Annotated in this window: 20 protein-coding genes and 1 other annotated feature; all 20 genes read right to left on the reverse strand. The window is 45.3% G+C overall.

Translation table 11 applies throughout. The features are described from left to right. Window positions 1-20: 20 nt before the first annotated feature. Entirely contained in the window at window positions 21-2,099 is a 2,079-nt protein-coding gene (gene fusA / locus NYE72_RS27735) for an elongation factor G (RefSeq protein WP_036680521.1), read from the reverse strand. A 47-nt stretch (window positions 2,100-2,146) separates the two neighbouring features. Beyond that, a complete protein-coding gene (rpsG, locus tag NYE72_RS27740) occupies window positions 2,147-2,617 on the reverse strand; it encodes a 30S ribosomal protein S7 (RefSeq protein ID WP_036680520.1) in 471 nt (156 codons plus the stop codon). Window positions 2,618-2,662: 45 nt separating this feature from the next. Beyond that, window positions 2,663-3,082 (reverse strand): 30S ribosomal protein S12, encoded by a 420-nt coding sequence (gene rpsL, locus NYE72_RS27745; RefSeq protein ID WP_036680518.1) that lies wholly within the window; start codon window positions 3,080-3,082, stop codon window positions 2,663-2,665. Between the two features lie 133 nt (window positions 3,083-3,215). Further along, window positions 3,216-3,467, reverse strand: a complete 252-nt coding sequence (locus NYE72_RS27750) for a ribosomal L7Ae/L30e/S12e/Gadd45 family protein (RefSeq protein ID WP_038573459.1) — start codon at window positions 3,465-3,467, stop codon at window positions 3,216-3,218. A gap of 180 nt (window positions 3,468-3,647) precedes the next feature. Continuing rightward, complete coding sequence (gene rpoC / locus NYE72_RS27755; RefSeq protein ID WP_036680514.1) at window positions 3,648-7,259, reverse strand: DNA-directed RNA polymerase subunit beta'; 3,612 nt, start codon at window positions 7,257-7,259, stop codon at window positions 3,648-3,650. 116 nt (window positions 7,260-7,375) lie between these two features. Next, on the reverse strand, window positions 7,376-10,921 hold the full coding sequence (gene rpoB / locus NYE72_RS27760; RefSeq protein WP_339210891.1) for a DNA-directed RNA polymerase subunit beta: 3,546 nt from the start codon (window positions 10,919-10,921) through the stop codon (window positions 7,376-7,378). Window positions 10,922-11,343: 422 nt separating this feature from the next. Then, entirely contained in the window at window positions 11,344-11,943 is a 600-nt protein-coding gene (locus tag NYE72_RS27765; protein WP_038573463.1) for a class I SAM-dependent methyltransferase, read from the reverse strand. Window positions 11,944-12,054: 111 nt separating this feature from the next. Next, on the reverse strand, window positions 12,055-12,414 hold the full coding sequence (gene rplL / locus NYE72_RS27770) for a 50S ribosomal protein L7/L12 (RefSeq protein ID WP_036680508.1): 360 nt from the start codon (window positions 12,412-12,414) through the stop codon (window positions 12,055-12,057). 65 nt (window positions 12,415-12,479) lie between these two features. Further along, window positions 12,480-12,983: a 50S ribosomal protein L10 gene (gene rplJ, locus NYE72_RS27775; protein WP_076099619.1), complete on the reverse strand. Its 504-nt coding sequence runs from the start codon at window positions 12,981-12,983 to the stop codon at window positions 12,480-12,482. Window positions 12,984-13,047: 64 nt separating this feature from the next. Next, window positions 13,048-13,200: a sequence feature (ribosomal protein L10 leader region), on the reverse strand. A 67-nt stretch (window positions 13,201-13,267) separates the two neighbouring features. Continuing rightward, entirely contained in the window at window positions 13,268-13,960 is a 693-nt protein-coding gene (rplA, locus tag NYE72_RS27780) for a 50S ribosomal protein L1 (protein WP_036680504.1), read from the reverse strand. A gap of 82 nt (window positions 13,961-14,042) precedes the next feature. Beyond that, complete coding sequence (gene rplK, locus NYE72_RS27785) at window positions 14,043-14,468, reverse strand: 50S ribosomal protein L11 (RefSeq protein ID WP_036680502.1); 426 nt, start codon at window positions 14,466-14,468, stop codon at window positions 14,043-14,045. Between the two features lie 74 nt (window positions 14,469-14,542). Beyond that, on the reverse strand, window positions 14,543-15,076 hold the full coding sequence (nusG, locus tag NYE72_RS27790; protein ID WP_036680499.1) for a transcription termination/antitermination protein NusG: 534 nt from the start codon (window positions 15,074-15,076) through the stop codon (window positions 14,543-14,545). A gap of 21 nt (window positions 15,077-15,097) precedes the next feature. Then, a complete protein-coding gene (gene secE / locus NYE72_RS27795; RefSeq protein ID WP_036680497.1) occupies window positions 15,098-15,289 on the reverse strand; it encodes a preprotein translocase subunit SecE in 192 nt (63 codons plus the stop codon). 20 nt (window positions 15,290-15,309) lie between these two features. After that, window positions 15,310-15,459: a 50S ribosomal protein L33 gene (rpmG, locus tag NYE72_RS27800; protein WP_076099620.1), complete on the reverse strand. Its 150-nt coding sequence runs from the start codon at window positions 15,457-15,459 to the stop codon at window positions 15,310-15,312. A 391-nt stretch (window positions 15,460-15,850) separates the two neighbouring features. Then, the gene (gene sigH / locus NYE72_RS27805) at window positions 15,851-16,495 is read right to left on the reverse strand and encodes an RNA polymerase sporulation sigma factor SigH (protein WP_036680496.1); all 645 of its coding nucleotides are present in this window, start codon (window positions 16,493-16,495) and stop codon (window positions 15,851-15,853) included. A 158-nt stretch (window positions 16,496-16,653) separates the two neighbouring features. After that, window positions 16,654-17,175 carry an NYN domain-containing protein gene (locus tag NYE72_RS27810; RefSeq protein WP_036680494.1) on the reverse strand — a complete coding sequence of 174 codons (522 nt, stop codon included), beginning with the start codon at window positions 17,173-17,175 and terminating at the stop codon, window positions 16,654-16,656. A gap of 2 nt (window positions 17,176-17,177) precedes the next feature. Beyond that, on the reverse strand, window positions 17,178-17,942 hold the full coding sequence (rlmB, locus tag NYE72_RS27815; protein WP_076179553.1) for a 23S rRNA (guanosine(2251)-2'-O)-methyltransferase RlmB: 765 nt from the start codon (window positions 17,940-17,942) through the stop codon (window positions 17,178-17,180). Between the two features lie 36 nt (window positions 17,943-17,978). After that, window positions 17,979-18,413: a Mini-ribonuclease 3 gene (locus NYE72_RS27820; protein ID WP_038573467.1), complete on the reverse strand. Its 435-nt coding sequence runs from the start codon at window positions 18,411-18,413 to the stop codon at window positions 17,979-17,981. Further along, window positions 18,410-19,816 (reverse strand): cysteine--tRNA ligase, encoded by a 1,407-nt coding sequence (gene cysS / locus NYE72_RS27825; protein WP_076179557.1) that lies wholly within the window; start codon window positions 19,814-19,816, stop codon window positions 18,410-18,412. Before cysS ends, NYE72_RS27820 begins: the two co-directional genes overlap by 4 nt. A 49-nt stretch (window positions 19,817-19,865) precedes the next feature. After that, entirely contained in the window at window positions 19,866-20,558 is a 693-nt protein-coding gene (cysE, locus tag NYE72_RS27830) for a serine O-acetyltransferase (protein WP_036680489.1), read from the reverse strand. Window positions 20,559-20,976 lie beyond the last annotated feature (418 nt).

A 20,976-nucleotide genomic window follows, 5' to 3' on the forward strand; every position in this document is an offset into this window, starting at 1 on the left:
CGGCAAGTTAAAACTGGTAATTATTCAGCGCCTTTGTTCTTTGCAGCGATCTCTTCCGCAATGGATTTAGGAACTTCTTCATAGTGAGAAAGCTCCATTGAGAATACGCCACGTCCTTGTGTACCAGAACGAAGTGTTGTAGAGTATCCGAACATTTCGGAAAGAGGCACCTTAGCACGGATAATTTGCGCTCCACCACGGGAATCCATACCTTCGATACGGCCACGGCGGGAGTTCAGCATACCCATTACATCACCCATATATTCCTCAGGAACAGTTACTTCTACTTTCATGATTGGCTCAAGCAGGACAGGCTTACACTTGTCTTTAGCTGCTTTGAGTGCCATCGAACCGGCAATTTTAAATGCCATTTCGTTGGAATCGACATCATGATAAGAACCATCTACGATGGTAGCTTTAACGTCTACTAGCGGGAAGCCAGCAAGTACGCCGTTTTTCATTTGTTCTTCAATACCCGCAAGTGCAGGAGCGATGTACTCTCTAGGAACCGAGCCACCCACAACTTTACTTTCGAATTTGCTACCAGTACCTGGTTCGAGGGGTTCAAATTCAACCCATACGTGACCGTATTGACCACGACCACCAGATTGGCGTACAAATTTACCTTCGACGCGAGCAGGTGCCTTGAACGTTTCGCGGTAAGCAACCTGTGGTTTACCCACATTGGTTTCTACTTTGAACTCACGACGCATACGGTCGATGATGATGTCCAAGTGAAGTTCACCCATACCAGCCAGGATTGTTTGGCCTGTTTCTTCATCAGTGTGAGCACGAAGAGTTGGATCCTCTTCAGTCAACTTTCCGAGAGCAACACCCATTTTATCTTGGTCAGCTTTAGTTTTTGGTTCAACAGCGATCTCGATAACTGGATCAGGGAAGTTCATTGATTCCAGAATTACTGGATTCTTCTCATCACACAGTGTATCACCTGTACTGGTATCTTTCAAACCAACAGCAGCTGCGATGTCGCCAGAATACACGATGGAAATTTCTTGACGGCTGTTCGCATGCATTTGAAGGATACGACCAATACGTTCACGCTTGTTCTTAGTTGCATTAACTACGTATGATCCGGACTCAAGTACGCCTGAGTAAACACGGAAGAACGTAAGTTTACCAACATAAGGGTCTGTCATGATTTTAAATGCCAAAGCTGCAAACGGCTCTTCATCCGAAGAGTGACGAACAGCTTCTGTACCGTCATCAAGATGTCCAGTAATAGCTGGAACGTCAAGAGGAGATGGCAAGTAATCAACAACAGCATCCAGCATAAGCTGAATCCCTTTGTTTCGGTAGGAAGATCCAGCAATTACAGGGAACAATTTAACTTCAACTACGCCTTTGCGAATTGCAGCTTTAATTTCCGGAATTGTAATTTCTTCGCCTTCCAAATACTTCATAGTCAGATCCTCATCAAGTTCAGCAACTTTCTCGATCAACTCGAGACGCAGCTCCTCAACTTTGGCCAAATATTCTTCCGGAATATCCGTTACTTCGATGTTTTGGCCCAGATCATCTCTGAACATGTGTGCTTTTTGCTCAACTAGGTCGATAATACCAGTGAAATCACTTTCTGCACCAATTGGCAATTGAATAGCAACTGCATTGGCTTGAAGGCGATCACGCATAGTTTCGATTACGTTAAGGAAATCCGCACCGATAATGTCCATTTTGTTTACATATGCAATCCGGGGAACGTTATAACGGTCAGCCTGTCTCCATACGGTTTCAGACTGAGGCTCAACGCCCTCTTTTGCACTAAATACACCAACTGCCCCATCCAATACACGCAGGGAACGTTCAACTTCAACAGTGAAGTCAACGTGTCCTGGGGTATCAATGATATTGATGCGGTGACCTTTCCACGCAGCAGTCGTAGCAGCGGACGTAATCGTGATTCCGCGCTCTTGTTCTTGCTCCATCCAGTCCATTGTAGCAGCACCCTCGTGAACTTCACCGATTTTGTGCGTACGGCCTGTATAGAAAAGAATCCGCTCTGTGGTAGTTGTTTTACCAGCATCAATATGCGCCATGATCCCGATGTTACGTGTATTTTTTAAGGAGAACTCTCTAGCCATGAAATGGATCTCCCTTCAAAATATAAGTTATTTGAATGACCTTTATCCTACCAACGGTAGTGAGCGAACGCTTTGTTTGCTTCAGCCATTTTGTGTGTATCTTCACGTTTCTTAACAGAAGCGCCTGTGTTGTTGGAAGCGTCGATGATCTCAGCCGCCAAACGCTCTTCCATAGTCTTCTCACCGCGGTTGCGAGAGTAGTTTACGAGCCAACGTAGTCCCAGAGCAGTACGTCTCTCTGGTTTAACCTCGATAGGTACTTGATAGTTAGCACCACCGACACGACGAGCTTTGACTTCCAAAACCGGCATGATATTCTTGATGGCAGCTTCGAAAACTTCCATCGGATCTTTACCCGTACGTTCTTCAATCAATTTGAATGAATTGTACAGAATGCTTTGAGCGACACCTCTTTTACCACCCAGCATAATGCGGTTAATCAAACGAGTAACCAACTTGCTATTATACAACGGATCTGGCAATACGTCTCTCTTTGTAACTGGACCTTTGCGTGGCATGGATATCCCCCTTTCTTAAATGTTTATTATTCAGATATTGTTATCTTACTTCTTAGCTTTAGGACGTTTTGCACCGTATTTAGAACGAGCTTGCATCCGGTTAGCTACACCTGCTGTATCCAAAGCACCACGAACGATATGGTAACGAACCCCTGCAAGGTCCTTTACTTTACCTCCGCGAAGTAATACAACACTGTGCTCTTGTAAGTTATGACCGATACCCGGGATATAAGCTGTTACCTCGAGACGGTTCGTCAAACGAACACGGGCATATTTACGAAGCGCTGAGTTTGGTTTACGTGGAGTCATTGTGCCTACACGAGTGCACACACCGCGTTTTTGCGGAGCGCTCAAATTTGTAGCCTCACGCTTGAGGGCGTTATACCCTTTTTGAAGAGCGGGAGATTTAGATTTTTCGATTTTGGCTTGACGGCCTTTACGAACCAATTGGTTAATTGTTGGCATGTTGTTGCCACCCCCTTCCTGAAATGATAGTCGATTTAAGAACTCTAAGCCCACAGACCCAGGCGGTTCATAAAAAGACAAATGAAAAGTTCTTGCCGCTGGTGTTCACCCCAGTACAAAAACATTTCTGTAGCTATTGTTTTAAGACGGCTGCCATCGCAGCGCCAACTTCTATTCCGCAGGCCTTGCCCAAATTCAGCATCGTATCCACATATGTGATCTTAACACCTTGTTTGTTACAAAGCAAAACTATCCTGGAAGTAAGCCTTTGATCTCCGTCCTCTGCCACATAGACTTCTGCGGCTAGGCCCAACTCTACCGCCTTGACGGTTTGTTTGGTACCGATCTTGACCTGAGCATCCTGTAGTCCTCTATCATCAGTCATTCTCTTTACCTCCAATGAACAAGGATAACATGGCTACTCACGCACCTTAGACATTTTAGCATTATCAATAGATGGTGTCAAGAAATTCAGCAACAATTTTTATAGAAATTATACACAGCAGAACACTCATGCCACACCTATGAGTAGGTATGACATGAGCACACTACCATGATTGCTAATTTATTCAGCAGGAACCGTCTCTAATGATTCAAGTTCGCTTTCTGCATTTGGATCACTTAGCTTAACGTTACGGTAACGGTTCATCCCAGTACCTGCAGGAATCAACTTACCGATAATAACATTTTCTTTAAGTCCAAGCAACTTATCTACTTTACCTTTGATAGCAGCGTCTGTTAGGACACGAGTAGTTTCTTGGAATGATGCAGCTGACAAGAAGGAATCAGTTTCAAGAGACGCCTTGGTAATACCGAGCAAGACTGGTTTAGCAACAGCAGGCTCTTTACCAGACAAGATAGCTTCCTTGTTAGCACCTTCGTACTCATGAATATCCGCAAATGCACCTGGCAACAGACTTGTGTCACCTGCGTCAATAATACGGATCTTCCGAAGCATTTGCTTGATCATAACTTCAATGTGCTTATCATTGATCTCAACGCCTTGGTTACGGTATACACGCTGTACTTCTTGCAGAATGTAGTTTTGTACCCCACGGATCCCTTTGATACGCAGCATTTCTTTAGGGTCAATCGAACCGTCTGTCAGCTCATCGCCGGCTTCGATTTCTTGGCCTTCGCTAACACGTAGACGTGAACCATAAGTTATGGAATAAGTCTTGGATTCTGCTTCACCTTGAACCTCGATTTCGCGACGGTCTTTGGTTTCACGGATTTCCTTGATTACGCCATCGATCTCACTGATTGTAGCTTGACCTTTAGGGTTACGAGCTTCAAACAACTCCTGAATACGCGGCAAACCTTGAGTGATGTCATCACCGGCAACACCGCCGGTATGGAACGTACGCATTGTAAGCTGGGTTCCTGGTTCACCGATAGATTGTGCGGCAATAATACCAACTGCTTCACCAATCTCAACGTGTTTACCAGTTGCCAAGTTACGTCCGTAACATTTCTTACAAACACCATGACGGGCACGGCAGCTCAGTACAGAACGAATTTGCAGCTTAGTTACACCTGCGTTTACAATTGCCTCCGCTTTATCGGAGTCAATCAAATCATTGCGGTGAACAATGATTTCGCCTGTTTCTGGGTGACGAACAGTTTCGAAGCAGTAACGACCTTCAATACGGTCATACAGATCCTCGATAACCTCTTTACCATCCTGAATACGACTAACTGTGAAGCCTTTATCGGTTCCACAATCTTCTTCACGGACAATAACGTCCTGGGCAACGTCAACAAGACGACGTGTCAGATACCCTGAGTCAGCGGTACGAAGTGCGGTATCGGCAAGACCTTTACGTGCTCCGTGAGTGGAGATAAAGTACTCCAAGACGGTAAGACCTTCACGGAAGTTCGCCTTGATTGGCAATTCGAAAATCCGACCTGAAGGTGTTGCCATCAGACCACGCATACCACCCAGCTGAGTGATCTGCGATTTGTTACCACGTGCTTTAGAGTCAACCATGAGCATGATAGAGTTGAAACGGTCCATCGACTTAAGCAGGATGTTCGTAAGATCATCCTTAGTCTTCGACCAGATCTCAATAACACGGTCATACCGTTCGTCATTGGTGATCAAACCACGGCGATATTGGTTAGCAACCACATCAACCTTAGCTTCAGACTCTTTCAGGATGGTAACCTTTTCCTCAGGAACAATAACGTCCGACACGGCAACTGTAACACCAGAACGTGTGGAGTAAGTGAATCCGAGTTGTTTAATTTTATCCAAAATCATAGAAGTTTTGGTTGTGTGATAAGTTTCAAAACAACGAGCAATTATCAGACCCAGATATTCTTTACCTACAGCACTGGCTTCTGGAGCGGATTCAATCAGCTCGCGAATGTTCGCGCCTTTTTCGTAGATAAAGTATTTCTCTGGTGTGCCGTGCAGCAAGTTGGTTTTGGTTGCTTCGTTGATATAAGGGAAACTACTTGGGTAGATTTCATTAAAGATGATCTTACCGATCGTAGTAATCAACATTGCATTTTGTTGTTCTTCCGTAAAGCATGTTTTGCCAAGTGCTTTAGCCGGAATAGCAACACGAGCATGAAGTCCTGCAGTTCCGCGTTGGTAAGCTGATACAGCTTCGTTAACGGTACGCAGAATCATACCACTACCCTTTTCTTCCTTGTTATCCATGGTCAAGTAGAAAGTACCAAGGACCATATCCTGGGAAGGTGTTACAACTGGCTTACCGTCTTTAGGGTTCAAGATATTACCAGATGCAAGCATGAGAATGCGTGCTTCCGCTTGAGCTTCTGCAGACAGAGGAACGTGCACCGCCATTTGGTCACCGTCAAAGTCGGCATTGTACGCCGTACATACGAGTGGGTGAAGACGAATAGCATGACCTTCCACCAAAATCGGTTCAAATGCTTGAATACCGAGACGGTGAAGTGTTGGTGCGCGGTTTAGAAGCACTGGGTGTTCTCTAATTACTTCTTCGAGTACATCCCAAACTTCAGGACTTACGCGTTCAACTTTACGTTTCGCGCTCTTTATGTTGTGGGCAAGGCCCTTATTAACCAATTCTTTCATAACAAAAGGCTTGAACAATTCTAGCGCCATTTTCTTAGGAAGTCCGCACTGATACATCTTGAGGTACGGTCCTACAACGATAACGGAACGTCCAGAGTAGTCAACCCGTTTACCGAGCAAGTTCTGGCGGAAACGTCCTTGTTTACCTTTCAGCATATGGCTGAGCGATTTAAGTGGACGGTTACCAGGACCGGTTACCGGACGTCCCCGACGGCCGTTATCGATGAGAGCATCGACAGCTTCCTGGAGCATCCGTTTTTCGTTCTGCACGATAATGTCAGGAGCACCGAGATCAAGCAGTCTTTTCAGACGGTTGTTCCGGTTAATAACACGGCGATAGAGATCATTCAAATCGGACGTAGCAAAACGGCCACCATCCAACTGAACCATCGGACGAAGCTCCGGAGGAATAACCGGAAGAACATCCATGATCATCCAATCAGGCTTGTTGCCGGAGTTACGGAATGCTTCAATGACTTCCAGACGTTTGATCGCCCGGTTACGGCGTTGGCCTTGGGCCGTACGCAGTTCTTCTTTGAGGAATTCCAGCTCTTTATCGATGTCGATATCTTGAAGAAGCTTTTTAACAGCTTCGGCACCCATGCCGGCTTGGAACCCGTAACCGTATTTTTCACGGTAGCTACGATATTCTTTCTCGGACAGAAGTTGTTTCTTTTCCAGTGGAGTTTCACCTGGATCCGTTACAACATAAGATGCGAAATAGATAATTTCTTCAAGTGATCTTGGAGACATATCTAGTGCAAGCCCCATGCGGCTTGGGATACCTTTGAAATACCAGATATGAGATACCGGAGCAGCCAATTCAATGTGACCCATACGTTCACGACGAACTTTAGCACGGGTAACCTCAACGCCACAACGGTCGCAGACTACGCCCTTATAACGGACACGTTTGTATTTACCGCAATGACATTCCCAGTCTTTTTGTGGTCCAAAGATACGCTCACAGAAAAGACCCTCTTTTTCCGGTTTCAATGTACGATAGTTAATGGTTTCCGGTTTCTTAACTTCTCCGCGGGACCATGAACGAATCTTCTCCGGAGAAGCGAGTCCGATTTTCATAAATTCAAAATTGTTAACGTCCAACAAGGAGCAACCCTCCTTAACCTAATCCTGATTTAGTACCGCTTTGCCCTCTTCTGACTGTTACATCAAAAGAGGGCGTGCGGTCCTTTATAAAATGGAACTTTTAAGCTCCAGCTTGATTATTCTACTCCGACTTCTGAACCTTCTAAATTGAGGCTTAGTTTGTCGCCTGACGTCTCGTCCTCATCGTCCAATTCTCTCATTTCAATTTCCTGCTCGTCACCGCTAAGAATCTTAACATCCATACCCAGGGACTGCAGTTCTTTGATCAATACCTTGAACGACTCAGGAACACCTGGTTCCGGTACATTTTCACCTTTGACAATGGATTCGTACGTCTTCACGCGACCAACCACGTCATCGGATTTCACGGTCAAAATTTCTTGCAATGTATATGCAGCACCGTAAGCTTCAAGCGCCCACACTTCCATCTCCCCGAAACGCTGTCCACCAAATTGAGCTTTACCACCCAATGGTTGTTGCGTAACTAGTGAGTAAGGTCCTGTTGAACGGGCGTGAATCTTATCATCAACCATGTGCGCCAGTTTGATCATGTGCATGACACCAACAGTAACTTCACGTTCGAAGCGTTCACCTGTACGGCCATCATACAGTACAGTCTTACCATTACGCTGCATACCTGCTTCTTCCATCGTATCAAACACGTCGTACTCACGCGCTCCGTCGAATACTGGCGTTGCAATGTGAATTCCCAGACGCAATGCGGCCATACCAATATGGACCTCAAGCACCTGTCCGATGTTCATACGAGAAGGAACGCCCAGCGGGTTAAGAACAACCTGTACTGGCGTACCGTCCGGAAGGAACGGCATATCTTCTTCTGGCAGGATACGGGCAACGACACCCTTGTTACCGTGACGTCCGGCCATCTTGTCACCCTCAGAAATCTTACGTTTCTGAGCGATGTAGACACGAACCAATTGATTTACACCAGGAGGCAGCTCATCGCCGTTCTCACGTGTAAAGACTTTAACGTCCACGATAATACCATCACTACCATGAGGAACGCGTAAAGAGGTATCCCGTACTTCACGAGCTTTCTCACCAAAGATAGCGTGCAGGAGACGTTCTTCTGCTGTCAGTTCAGTCACACCCTTAGGAGTAACCTTACCAACCAGAATGTCACCAGCGCTGATTTCCGCACCGATACGGATGATTCCGCGCTCATCAAGATTGCGCAGAGCTTCTTCGCCGACGTTCGGAATATCGCGCGTAATTTCTTCAGGTCCCAGTTTAGTGTCGCGAGCTTCAGATTCGTATTCTTCGATATGAATCGAAGTATATACATCTTCCTTAACCAGCTTTTCACTTAACAGGATCGCATCCTCGTAGTTGTAACCTTCCCAAGTCATGAACGCAACGACTACGTTACGGCCAAGAGCAAGTTCGCCCATTTCTGTGGAAGGACCGTCTGCCAGGATATCACCCTTCTTAACAATGTCCCCTCTTTTAGCTAGAGGACGTTGGTTAATACAGGTACCTTGGTTAGAACGCATAAATTTGTGTAATTTATATTTAACGATATCGCCTTTAACTTCCTTGCCTTCGACAGTCTCAACGCGACGCAGCCAAATTTCATTAGCTGAAGAACGTTCGATAATACCGTCATACTTGGAAACGATACATACGCCAGAATCCTTAGCGGATTTATGTTCCATCCCTGTTCCGACCAGCGGAGCTTTTGGAATTAGAAGCGGAACGGCTTGACGTTGCATGTTAGATCCCATCAGTGCGCGGTTGGAGTCATCGTTCTCAAGGAACGGAATGAGCGCCGTAGCGACAGATACAACCTGTTTAGGCGAAACATCCATGTAATCGACACGATTACTTGGCATCGTTGTAATGTTGTCTGAGTCTTTGTTGTAACGAACGATTACCATGTCTTCTTTAAAGGTGCCATCTTCTTCGATCAACACGTTAGCCTGAGCAACTACATAATTATCTTCCTCATCAGCAGTCAGATAGTCAATTTGCTCAGTCACCTTACCAGTCTTCGGATCCACCCAACGATACGGAGCTTCAATAAAGCCGTATTCATTGATGCGGGCAAAGGTGGACAAGGAGTTGATCAACCCGATGTTTGGACCTTCCGGCGTTTCAATTGGACACATCCGACCGTAGTGACTGTGATGGACGTCACGAACTTCAAAGCCCGCGCGTTCACGTGTCAAACCACCAGGTCCGAGTGCGGACAGACGACGTTTATGCGTAAGTTCCGCAAGCGGGTTCGTCTGATCCATAAATTGAGACAGCTGGGAACTACCGAAGAACTCTTTAATTGAAGCGATGACCGGACGAATGTTGATCAGAGCCTGTGGCGTAATCGCATTAGCATCCTGAATTGACATTCTTTCGCGAACAACACGCTCCATACGGGACAAACCGATACGGAACTGATTCTGCAAGAGTTCACCCACAGAACGCAGGCGACGGTTACCCAAGTGGTCAATATCATCGGTATTGCCAATTCCGTGAAGCAAATTAATAAAGTAGCTGATTGAGGATATAATATCAGCTTGAGTAATATGCTTAACAGATTTGTCGATGTTGCCGTTAGCAATCAGCTTAATAACCCGGCCTTCTTCAATTGGCGAGAACACGTCAATTGTTTGAAGAGGAATATCTTCGCTGTCCATAACTCCGCCAGTAACACGGTAGTTTTTAAAGGCAACATTCTTTTCGAAATATGGAATCAATTCATCAAGCAGTCTACGATCGACCATTTGGCCGGATTCTGCCAGGATTTCTCCAGTAAAGTCGTCAACCAAAGGCTGAGCAAGACGTTGATTGAAAAGACGGTTCTTAATGTGTAGCTTTTTATTGATTTTGTAACGGCCTACATTAGCTAGGTCGTAGCGTTTTGGATCAAAGAAACGCGCAACCAGCAAACTTTTGGCATTGTCTAGTGTCGGCGGTTCGCCCGGACGCAAACGCTCATAAATTTCAATAAGCGCCTTCTCCGTGGAGTCCGTGTTGTCTTTATCCAGCGTATTGCGAATATATTCATCATTGCCAAGCAATTCCAGAATTTCGGCATCACTACCGAAACCGAGAGCACGCAAAAGTACGGTAACAGGAATTTTACGAGTCCGATCGATACGAACATACATAATGTCCTTAGCATCGGTTTCAAGTTCCAACCAGGCTCCGCGGTTCGGGATTACTGTGGCGGTGTAGGTTTTTTTGCCGTTCTTATCCACTTTTGTGCTGAAATAGACGCTTGGAGAGCGAACCAACTGGCTGACAATAACCCGTTCCGCACCATTAATAATAAAAGTGCCGGTCTCCGTCATCAGCGGGAAATCTCCCATGAACACTTCCTGCTCTTTAACCTCACCGGTCTCTTTATTAATGAGCCGCACCTTTACACGCAGAGGAGCCGCATACGTTACGTCCCGCTCTTTAGCGTCGTCAACCGTATATTTCGGTTCACCCAGGCTGTAATCAATGAACTCTAGTACCAAATTACCTGTGAAATCCTGGATCGGCGAGATGTCCTGAAACATTTCCCGCAATCCTTCCTCCAAAAACCAATCATAAGATTTTTGTTGGATCTCGATCAGGTTCGGGACCTCGAGTACCTCGTTAATTCTCGCATAGCTCCGCCGAGTGCGTCGACCATACTGAACAAGATGTCCTGCCAACTTTACTCACCCCTCATGTCTACTCACTTAAAAATTGATTGCGAACCCTTGTTTGGAACCGTATAATGGAACCATACTACAAGGATTCAGTCATAAATAAAAGAAAAGCCCTTATCGAAATCTTCGAAAAAAGAGCGCATTTATCCATGACCAAAATACTCCTTATCAAGTAGATTTGCCCAAAACGTACATATTATACGTCACCAAGCAATAGTTTATGCGCTATTATCTATTACCACGTAGCATTCGCTGCGTTAGAGCATAGACAACCAACTCGCAAAAACTTGCCGTGCGGCATGCGCTAGCCGGGCGACAATATATTGCTTGACATTTCAGCAAACTAAAGACATGGAGCCTATCTTAATACTGACATTTTATAATAATACCATTATCACTATCACATGTCAATAACCTATTGTATTTTATTTTTGCGCTTTAATAATACGATAGCCTTTGTCTTTCCCCACTTCTTCCACCATTGAGAACAAGCTTTCTAGTTTTGCCACTGCTGATGGAGCGCCCTGCTTCTTCTGAATTACAATCCACAGATAGCCACCCTCATTTAAGTGTTCATACGCATCTTCAAATATCTTATGCACTACAGCTTTTCCTGCACGAATCGGAGGATTAGTTAGAATCACATCGAACTTCTGCTGCTCATTCAATGCGCCGAGCACATCGCTTTCCATTATCGTAACATTCCGGATTCCATTGTGCTGAGCATTCTCACGCGCCAGTTCTACCGCACGACTGTTAATATCAATCATGGTCACATGTCCTTTGGGAGCTAGGTATGCTGCACTTATGCCAATCGGCCCATAACCACAACCTACATCAAGCACCGCTGAACCGTCCGGAATTATCATAGCTTCAATAAGAACTCGGCTACCGTAATCGATGTCTCCTTTAGAGAATACACCGGCATCGCTCGTAAAACGAAAGCTTTTGCCTCTTAGTACGGTATCAATGCTACGTCTGTCATGACGTACTTCCGGCTGCTGCGAATAATAATGTTGCGACATCTCTTTCCTCCCTTTCCTATTATGTTAGCAGTTGGTATATACGCCCTACTAACTCTATTTATAAAACAAACCCCTTGAACAAGTTCAAGGGGTTTTCAGTAATAGAAGGAATTACTTCACTTCTACAGCTGCGCCTGCTTCTTCCAATTTTGCTTTAGTAGCTTCGGCTTCGTCTTTGCTTACTTTTTCTTTGATTGCTTTTGGTGCGTTGTCTACAAGATCTTTAGCTTCTTTCAAGCCAAGACCAGTGATTTCGCGAACGATTTTGATAACGTTGATTTTGGAAGCGCCAGCGCCTGTCAAAATTACGTCAAATTCGGATTGCTCTTCAGCTACTGCTGCTACCGCACCGCCAGCTGCTACTGGAGCTGCTGCAGTTACGCCGAATTCTTCTTCAATTGCTTTAACCAGGTCGTTCAGTTCCAATACGCTCATGCCTTTAATTGCTTCCAAGATTGCTTCTTTACTCATGATTGAACCTCCATTTTATATTTAAATTTATTTGTGGTATTGATTATGCTGCAAGAGTCAAAGGCTTACGCGCTTTGTTCTTCTTTTTCAGCAACAGCTTTAACTGCAAGCGCGAAGTTGCGCATTGGAGCTTGAAGTACGCTAAGCAGCATGGACAGCAAACCATCGCGGGATGGAAGCTCAGCCAGTGCTTTCAGTTGTTCCGCGTCAATGACACGACCTTCAACTACGCCGCCTTTCAATTTCAAAGCGTCGTTTTTCTTGGCGAAATCGTTCAAAATTTTAGCTGGTGCTACTGCATCAGTTGTGCTGAATGCGATAGCTGTTGGACCAGTCAAAACTTCATCCAATTCACTCAACTCAGCCGCAGCAGTTGCGCGACGTAGCAATGTGTTCTTCAGGACTTGAAACTCAACGCCAGCTTCACGAAGTTGCTTACGCAGTTCAGTCACTTGGGAAACGTTCAATCCACGGTAGTCAGCTACAACAGTCGAAAGACTGTTTTGCAGTTTTGCAGTAACGACGTCAACCGCGTCTTGTTTTGCTTGAATTACTTTTGCATTTGCCAATGTATACACCTCCTGAAAATTTATGTGTCGGCGTTCTTTCCAAGGAAAGCTTCACCGCTCCTACGCAGGCAGTAGAAAAGCCTCCGCAGAATCACGAAGGCTTGATAAAACGAAAGTTATACGAGCGAGCTCGTTACTTCTTGTTTCTATCACAACACCTCGGTAGGAAATTAAGCACTAAGGCACCTACTGTCTACGGTAAGCATATTCAAGGTTAAGATTGATACCTTAAGTTTCACAACTGTTATAGATTATCAAAATTGACTCAAAGAGTCAACCCTTAATTATCTGAAGACGGTTGTGTTCACACGAGCGCTAGGACCCATTGTGGAAGAAATCGAGATGCCTTTAAGGTATACACCTTTAGCAGCAGCTGGTTTCGCACGGTTCAAAGCGTCGATAAGAGCTTTAAGGTTATCGTTCAATTGTGCAGCATCAAAGGACACTTTACCGATTGGCGCGTGAATTTGACCTGCTTTGTCGAGACGGTATTCGATTTTACCGGCTTTGATTTCTTGCACAGCCTTGGAAACATCGAATGTAACTGTGCCAGCTTTAGGGTTAGGCATAAGACCTTTACCACCAAGCAGACGACCCAGTTTACCGACTTCACTCATCATATCAGGTGTAGCTACGCAGACATCAAATTCAAACCAGCCTTGTTGAATTTTGTTGATCATGTCTTGATCACCAACAAAATCAGCGCCAGCAGCTTCTGCCTCTTTCGCTTTTTCACCTTTTGCAAATACAAGCACGCGTTGTGTTTTACCAGTGCCGTGAGGCAGGACAACAACACCACGAACTGCTTGGTCTTGTTTACGCGGGTCTACACCCAGACGAACTGCTGCTTCAACGGTTTCGTCGAACTTAGCAGTCGCTGCCTTTTTCACAAGCTCTACAGCTTCTGAAGGCTCGTAAGTTGCTTCGCTGTTGATCAGCTTAGCAGCTTCTTGGTATTTCTTACCATGTTTAGCCATGAAAATGTTCCTCCTTTGTGGTGTTAGCGGAAATTCCTCCCACATACTTGCGGGTCACGAATGACCGATTCTTCGAAAACTACTAGTCTTCGATTGTGATACCCATACTGCGGGCAGTACCTTCAACCATACGCATTGCAGCTTCAACAGTTGCAGCGTTAAGGTCAGGCATTTTTGTTTCAGCAATTTCACGTACCGCAGCGCGGCCGATTTTTGCTACTTTTTTCTTGTTTGGTTCGCCGGATCCTTTTTCTACTTTAGCAGCGATGCGAAGCAGAACAGCAGCCGGAGGAGTTTTAGTGATGAAAGTAAAGGAACGGTCTTCAAATACTGTAATTTCAACCGGAATGATCAAGCCAGCCTGGTCGGCAGTACGAGCATTAAATTCCTTACAGAATGCCATGATGTTGACACCTGCTTGACCTAACGCCGGACCTACTGGAGGCGCTGGATTCGCTTTCCCTGCAGGAATCTGCAGTTTCACCATTTTAATAACTTTTTTAGCCATGAGTGACACCTCCTTGCAAAAATAGTGGTCTTCGAACGCCAATAGCGCTCTCCCACAAGAAACCCTAGCTTATGTTATATTTTCTCCACTTGAGTGAAATCCAACTCTAGCGGGGTTTCCCGTCCAAACATGTTAACATGCACTTTGATCTTGCTCTTGTCAGCCAAAATTTCTTCCACGGAGCCCACAAAATTCGCAAACGGACCAACCATAATACGTACGGATTCCTTGATTTCGAAATCAATCTTCGCTTTAGGTTCAACCATGCCCATATGCTTCAGAATTTGTTCTACCTCTTCCGGAAGCAAAGCTGTTGGTTTAGACCCTGAGCCTGTCGAACCAACAAATCCAGTAACGCCCGGAGTATTGCGGACAACATACCAGGAATCATCAGTCTGAACCATTTCCACCAAAACATATCCGGGGTAAACTTTACGCATAACGGTTTTTTTCTTACCGTCTTTGTTTACGATTTCTTCTTCCATAGGAACAAGAACGCGGAATATTTTGTCTTCCATGCCCATGGACTCAACGCGCTTTTCCAAATTGGCTTTGACCTTATTCTCATACCCAGAATAGGTATGAACGACATACCATCTTTTTTCCATATCAAGCCACCTGGGACCTCTCTAAATAATCGCTTCAATCACAGCGGAAATACCGATGTCCAGAACCCAGAAGTAAATAGCGACAACTACAATCGTACCGAGAACGATCAATGTATAGTTGGTCAATTCTTTACGACTTGGCCAGCGAACCTTTTTGAGTTCACTCCAGCTCTCAGTGAAAAAGGAAAACATAGACTTGAAACTACGTTTCATGCCGACTACACCTCCACAGACTATCTGGTTTCGCGATGAGGAGTTTGCGAGTTACAATACTTGCAAAATTTCTTCATCTCCATGCGGTCGGGGTGATTTCGCTTGTTTTTGGTAGTCGCATAGTTTCTTTGTTTGCAACTTGTACAAGCCAAAGTGATAATTACCCGCATGATGTGCACCTCCCGAGACGTCCTTCTAATTCACATTAGAAGACGCAAATATTGATCCTAAAAAAAAGCCGCGAATTTAGGCCTACCTAAAACACTTTAGCATAATGTCAAGGTCTGTGTCAACGAAAGAATTCCGTTCTGCACTGGGTAATTCCGGGTTTAGTAGTCATATGGCCGTACCCTGTCTTTGGGTCTATCTCTTCCTCACACTTCGCTGTCTTCCTTACCATTATGGGGTATTCCGTCTGTGTATAAACCTACCTTCAACGGCAACGACTAAAATCGGCTCAAATAGAAATTTATAGTGCAAGCACCTAATTCTATCCGGGTGATTTCAAAAAGACTAAAAAAAAGAACTCGATGTCCGAGCCCTCTCTTGTTCATTATATCATCAATTGTCACGTACTTCTAGATATCTTTCTAATTTCCTTTTTACTCGTTGTAGAGCGTTATCAATAGACTTCACATGCCGCTTAAGATCTTCAGCAATCTCCTGATAGGATCTTCCGTCTAAATACAACATCAGAACCTTGCGCTCCAAGTCACTTAGAATCTCCGCCATCTTATCTTCAAGACCAATGAATTCTTCTTGATTAATAATTAGCTCTTCTGGATCTAGAACCTGTGTTCCACAAATGACATCCATAAGTGTTCTATCAGAATCTTCGTCATAAATGGGCTTGTCCAAGGAAACATAAGAGTTCAGCGGAATATGTTTCTGACGAGTGGCCGTCTTAATAGCCGTTATAATCTGTCGTGTAATGCAGAGCTCAGCAAAAGCCTTAAATGAAGAGAGCTTGTCACCTTTAAAGTCACGAATAGCCTTGTATAGACCAATCATTCCTTCTTGTACAATATCTTCACGGTCTGCCCCGATCAAGAAATAAGAGCGGGCTTTAGCACGTACAAAGTTACGGTATTTATTAATCAAGTGTTCTAATGCGCCACTGTCGCCACCACGGAAAGCCTCGACAATATCTTCATCACTTATGAAATCATACTCAGACAGCATTATTTCCTTGAGGTCGACACTCACCAAGAATCCCCCCGGCTGCAACGCAAGACACATCGTTACTTCGCGAAATATAGGATCAGTATATATTATGTTACCTTCCACCGTCAACCGGAGTTTGTCCAAAATCAATCTAGAATAGCATAAATTGGAATAAAATATTTCCTGATTCTTCCTCGATCTCACTGTCTGCGCCATTTTTCCAGCTTACTGCGCACATCGGGAGGCAGTTTGTCTTCCAAAGAATGACGAGTAGAACTGACACCGCCAGGTTCGATAGCTTTTTTTACTTGTTTTTGATTCTCTTCAATTTCCAGATGCAATTCCCTTGCCGAAATTCGCAATGCACCTTGTGCAAAAATAATATGCTGCTCTATAAAATCACTCGTAGCCACATAGATCTGCCGGCGCCGATTGCTATATTCCCCAACCAGTCGCTCAATGCATTCATCTGCGGTTTCTTTTTCCTTGGTGAAGTACACCTGGACCTTACCCTGGACAAAAGACCTTCCCAACCCCGGAACACGGTATGCATCAAAAACAGCAATAACTCTTCGTCCAGAGAAAGCCTGGTAATCTGCCAGCAAATCCATCAAGCGGTCGCGTGCTTCCTGCATACCAATCTGGGACAGTGCCACAAGTTCCGGCCAGCCACCGATCATGTTATATCCATCCACAAGCAGCACATCGCGCCAGTCGGCCATAGCTATCCCTGCTGTTGCCGGCGGCGTATCACTTCATACATAATGACTCCTGCGGCGACAGAGGCATTTAATGAATTGATCTTTCCGGCCATCGGCAGCTTAAGAAGCACATCACATTTTTCACGAATCAGGCGTCCCATTCCTTTACTCTCATTGCCGATTACAACAGCTACCGGACCCGTGAAAATATCGGATTGGTATAGATTCTGATCGGTATCCACGTCTGTTCCTACTACCCAGACTCCCTGCTCTTTTAGACGGTCAATGGTCTGACCCAGGTTTGTAACCCGGGCAACCGGAACATACTCCACAGCACCCGCGGATGTTTTGGACACGGTCGCAGTTATCTGAGCCGAACGGCGTTTAGGTACGATTACCCCATGTACTCCAGTACAATCCGCCGTCCGCAGAATCGAACCCAGGTTATGAGGATCTTCAATTTCATCAAGCAAAATAAGGAATGCCGGTTCTCCTTTGGCTTCTGCTATAGCTAACAAATCATCCACTTCAACATAGGCAAATGGTGCTGCTTGTGCAACCACCCCTTGATGCTGCACACCTGGTGCCAGTTGATCCAACTTACGCTTGTCCACATGCTGAATGACAATTCCCGCTTTCCGGGCTTCGGCAACGATGGGTGCTGTCAGATGCTTCTGGGCTGTCTCTGCGATCCATATTTTATTTAATGTACGACCAGCACGAAGCGCTTCAAGCACAGAATGCTTCCCTGCCAATATTTCCTCTTCAGTCTTCAATTCTTCTTCCATGTTCACTTCTCCTATTTTCTATTTCGCCAAAGCCTATCACGGCTGTTTCAACATAAACTGTATACCCTTGTGCACAATTTCTTCTATTCTCTCCTGTTGTCCTGTGTAGTACAAGTAACCAATCAAGCACTCAAAAGCTGTAGCATGACGGTATTCAAGCACATCCGCATTCTTAGGAACACTTCCCGATTTCGCATTTCTCCCCTGACGGGCGACATCCTTCTCCTCTTCCGTGAGACTAGGCTCCAAAAAGTTCAGAATTGCACACTGTGCTTTAGCAGATACCAGCCCTGTAGCAGAACGATGCAAATGGTTCGGACGCAAATTCGGAAGAGATACTAAATACTGGCGAACAGCCACCTCATAGATAGCATCTCCTACATAAGCTAGAACAATAGGCGAAAGTAGTCGCGCAGGTTTGGAAGGCTCATAAGGAAACCATCCGTTATCAAACTTGCGTTCCTCACTCATTTACGACGCCACCGCATTCCTTGTGGAGTATCCTCAAGCAATATGCCCAAGCGGCCTAATTCATCACGGATCTCGTCAGACCGGCTCCAATTCTTATTCTTACGAGCTTCAACCCGCTCGGCGATCAACCGTTCAACTTCTTCACTTGCAATTTCCTCTTCCAGTTCAGGCGTCAAACGCAGTACAGCATTCATTTCGCCAAAAGCTTGCAGTAATGCAGCAAAATCAGCAGGAGCAGCCTCGTTATTCGCAAGCGTATGGTTTGCCAGACTCACCCAATCGAACATAGCCGTGATCGCATCAGGCGTATTAAAGTCATCCTGCATTCTAGCATGGAAATTGGCCACTATAGCCGACAGCTTATCATTAATCTCTGAGTTGACTTCACCTTGAGCACCATCAGCAGCGAGTTCAAGCCGATGTTTAACGTTACTCTCTGCAAGCGTGATCCGTTCAACGCTCTTTTCGGCGGAAGTCATAGATTCCTCTGAGAAATTCAACGGGTTGCGGTAATGGGTCGATAGCATGAAATAGCGGATAGCTCCTGCTTTAAAACGCTCACGGATGTCTTTTACAAGCCAGCCATTACCGAGCGATTTCGACATTTTCTCATCACCGATGTTGATGAATCCATTATGCATCCAGTAATTAGAGAGTGGTTTACCAGTCAGAGCTTCAGTCTGAGCGCATTCGCATTCATGATGTGGGAACTGCAAATCTTGTCCACCACCATGGATATCGATCGTATCCCCCAAGAACTCCCGCGCCATAGCCGAGCATTCAATATGCCAGCCGGGACGTCCGTCTCCCCAAGGGCTACTCCAGTGCACTTCACCAGGTTTGGCTGCTTTCCAAAGCACAAAATCCTCAGGTTTCTCCTTACGTGAGTCCACCTCAACGCGGATACCAAACTGCAGCTCATCCAGATTCTGGCGAGATAATTTACCGTAGTCTTCAAATTTTGAAGTGCGGTAATATACATCGCCGCCGCTTTCGTATGCGTATCCTTTTTCCTCAAGCTCTTTAATAAATCCAATGATCAGCGCCATGCTTTCCGTTACACGGGGATTCAAGGTTGCCGGTTTAACACCAAGCCCTTCCAGATCCTCACGGTAAGCAGCAATGAAAGTTTCCGCTACCTCTGCTACAGTAGTGTTCATTTCTTCGGCTTTGCGAATCAGTTTATCATCAACATCCGTGAAATTCGTAACATAACGCACCTCATTACCTAACTGCTCCAAGTAATTCCGGACCATATCAAAAACAATTATAGGTCTAGCATTTCCGATATGCATATATCCATAAACGGTTGGACCACACACATACATCTTAACTTTGCCCGGCTCCTGGGGCACAAACTGCTCCTTGCTGCGTGTCATTGTGTTATATATTTGTAAAGCCATCCTTATTCCAGCCCTTTCTGTTCTTCCGGATTCCTTAATACCGGGATGCTTAAATTTCATAGTCACCAATATACTGCTGAGCTTCTGCTATCCGCTGTGCGGTTTTTTGTTTATCTTCTGCGCCAAGCTTTTCCCTAATTTCTTCGATTTCTTTCTGCAAAAACCGCAGTGAATCGACAAGCGGGTCAGGCATCTTCGTATGATCGAGCCGATCGGATACCCGTTCTCCATTACGTTTTACCACACGACCTGGATTCCCTACTACTGTACTGTTGTTAGGCACTTCACGCAACACAACAGCATTCGAACCTATATTTGAATTGTCACCAATACGAAAAGATCCTAAAACCTTCGCACCGGAACCAATAACTACATTGTTGCCAACCGTGGGATGTCGCTTACCTTTTTCTTTTCCGGTTCCTCCAAGCGTAACCCCTTGATAGATTATAACATCATCACCGATTTCGCAGGTTTCTCCAATAACAATCCCCATACCATGGTCGATAAACAGCCTGTTTCCGATGACAGCTCCGGGATGGATCTCAACACCAGTCATAAATCTGCTAAACTGCGAAACCATACGAGCCATTGTATACCAGCGGCGTTTGAAAAAAGAGTGGGCGATCCGGTGACCCCAAATGGCGTGCAAGCCGGCATATGTGAAGACAACCTCGAACCAGCTGCGGGCAGCAGGATCGTTATCAAATACCGCCCGAATGTCCGACTTAATATGCTTAAACATCACGGTTCCTCTCTTCTTAACTTCCTTATCTCCTGTTTACAGGTACACAAGAAAGGTATTGTCTCCAGGCCCATCATCCTTATCATACATATGCTGTGAGTGTTCGCTTGGTTTGTTATCTCGTAGAAATATAAGACAAAGAGTATTGTATGAAAATTATTTTTGCTTATATTTAGACAAAAAACGCCCCTGCAGCATAATGCTGCAGAGACGTTTAACCGCGGTTCCACTCTGCTTGAACGAATCAAATGAGCCGCTATTGTAACAAACGGCAGAATTTCTTCATTCCACTTGGCATCATTAACGGCGACGTTCCCGGCGCGATCTAATGAGCCTTAAAAAGGTCATTCAACCGTGCAGCTCACAGGCGCATGTTCTGCCCCGGACAAATGAATAACTCCCAGCCCGAAAGGGTGTC

Origin of the sequence: Paenibacillus sp. FSL L8-0333, from assembly GCF_037965665.1 — a bacterium.
In the GTDB taxonomy this organism is placed as follows: Bacteria; Bacillota; Bacilli; order Paenibacillales; family Paenibacillaceae; genus Paenibacillus_AQ; species Paenibacillus_AQ odorifer.

Coding starts and splice junctions, on each gene's coding strand:
- fusA (WP_036680521.1), bottom strand. CDS start 2,099: ATGGCTAGAGAGTTCTCCTTAAAAAATACACGTAACATCGGGATCATG.
- rpsG (WP_036680520.1), bottom strand. CDS start 2,617: ATGCCACGCAAAGGTCCAGTTACAAAGAGAGACGTATTGCCAGATCCG.
- rpsL (WP_036680518.1), bottom strand. CDS start 3,082: ATGCCAACAATTAACCAATTGGTTCGTAAAGGCCGTCAAGCCAAAATC.
- NYE72_RS27750 (WP_038573459.1), bottom strand. CDS start 3,467: ATGACTGATGATAGAGGACTACAGGATGCTCAGGTCAAGATCGGTACC.
- NYE72_RS27765 (WP_038573463.1), bottom strand. CDS start 11,943: ATGTCGCAACATTATTATTCGCAGCAGCCGGAAGTACGTCATGACAGA.
- rplL (WP_036680508.1), bottom strand. CDS start 12,414: ATGAGTAAAGAAGCAATCTTGGAAGCAATTAAAGGCATGAGCGTATTG.
- rplA (WP_036680504.1), bottom strand. CDS start 13,960: ATGGCTAAACATGGTAAGAAATACCAAGAAGCTGCTAAGCTGATCAAC.
- rplK (WP_036680502.1), bottom strand. CDS start 14,468: ATGGCTAAAAAAGTTATTAAAATGGTGAAACTGCAGATTCCTGCAGGG.
- nusG (WP_036680499.1), bottom strand. CDS start 15,076: ATGGAAAAAAGATGGTATGTCGTTCATACCTATTCTGGGTATGAGAAT.
- secE (WP_036680497.1), bottom strand. CDS start 15,289: ATGAAACGTAGTTTCAAGTCTATGTTTTCCTTTTTCACTGAGAGCTGG.
- rpmG (WP_076099620.1), bottom strand. CDS start 15,459: ATGCGGGTAATTATCACTTTGGCTTGTACAAGTTGCAAACAAAGAAAC.
- NYE72_RS27810 (WP_036680494.1), bottom strand. CDS start 17,175: ATGGCCGACTGGCGCGATGTGCTGCTTGTGGATGGATATAACATGATC.
- rlmB (WP_076179553.1), bottom strand. CDS start 17,942: ATGGAAGAAGAATTGAAGACTGAAGAGGAAATATTGGCAGGGAAGCAT.
- NYE72_RS27820 (WP_038573467.1), bottom strand. CDS start 18,413: ATGAGTGAGGAACGCAAGTTTGATAACGGATGGTTTCCTTATGAGCCT.
- cysS (WP_076179557.1), bottom strand. CDS start 19,816: ATGGCTTTACAAATATATAACACAATGACACGCAGCAAGGAGCAGTTT.
- cysE (WP_036680489.1), bottom strand. CDS start 20,558: ATGTTTAAGCATATTAAGTCGGACATTCGGGCGGTATTTGATAACGAT.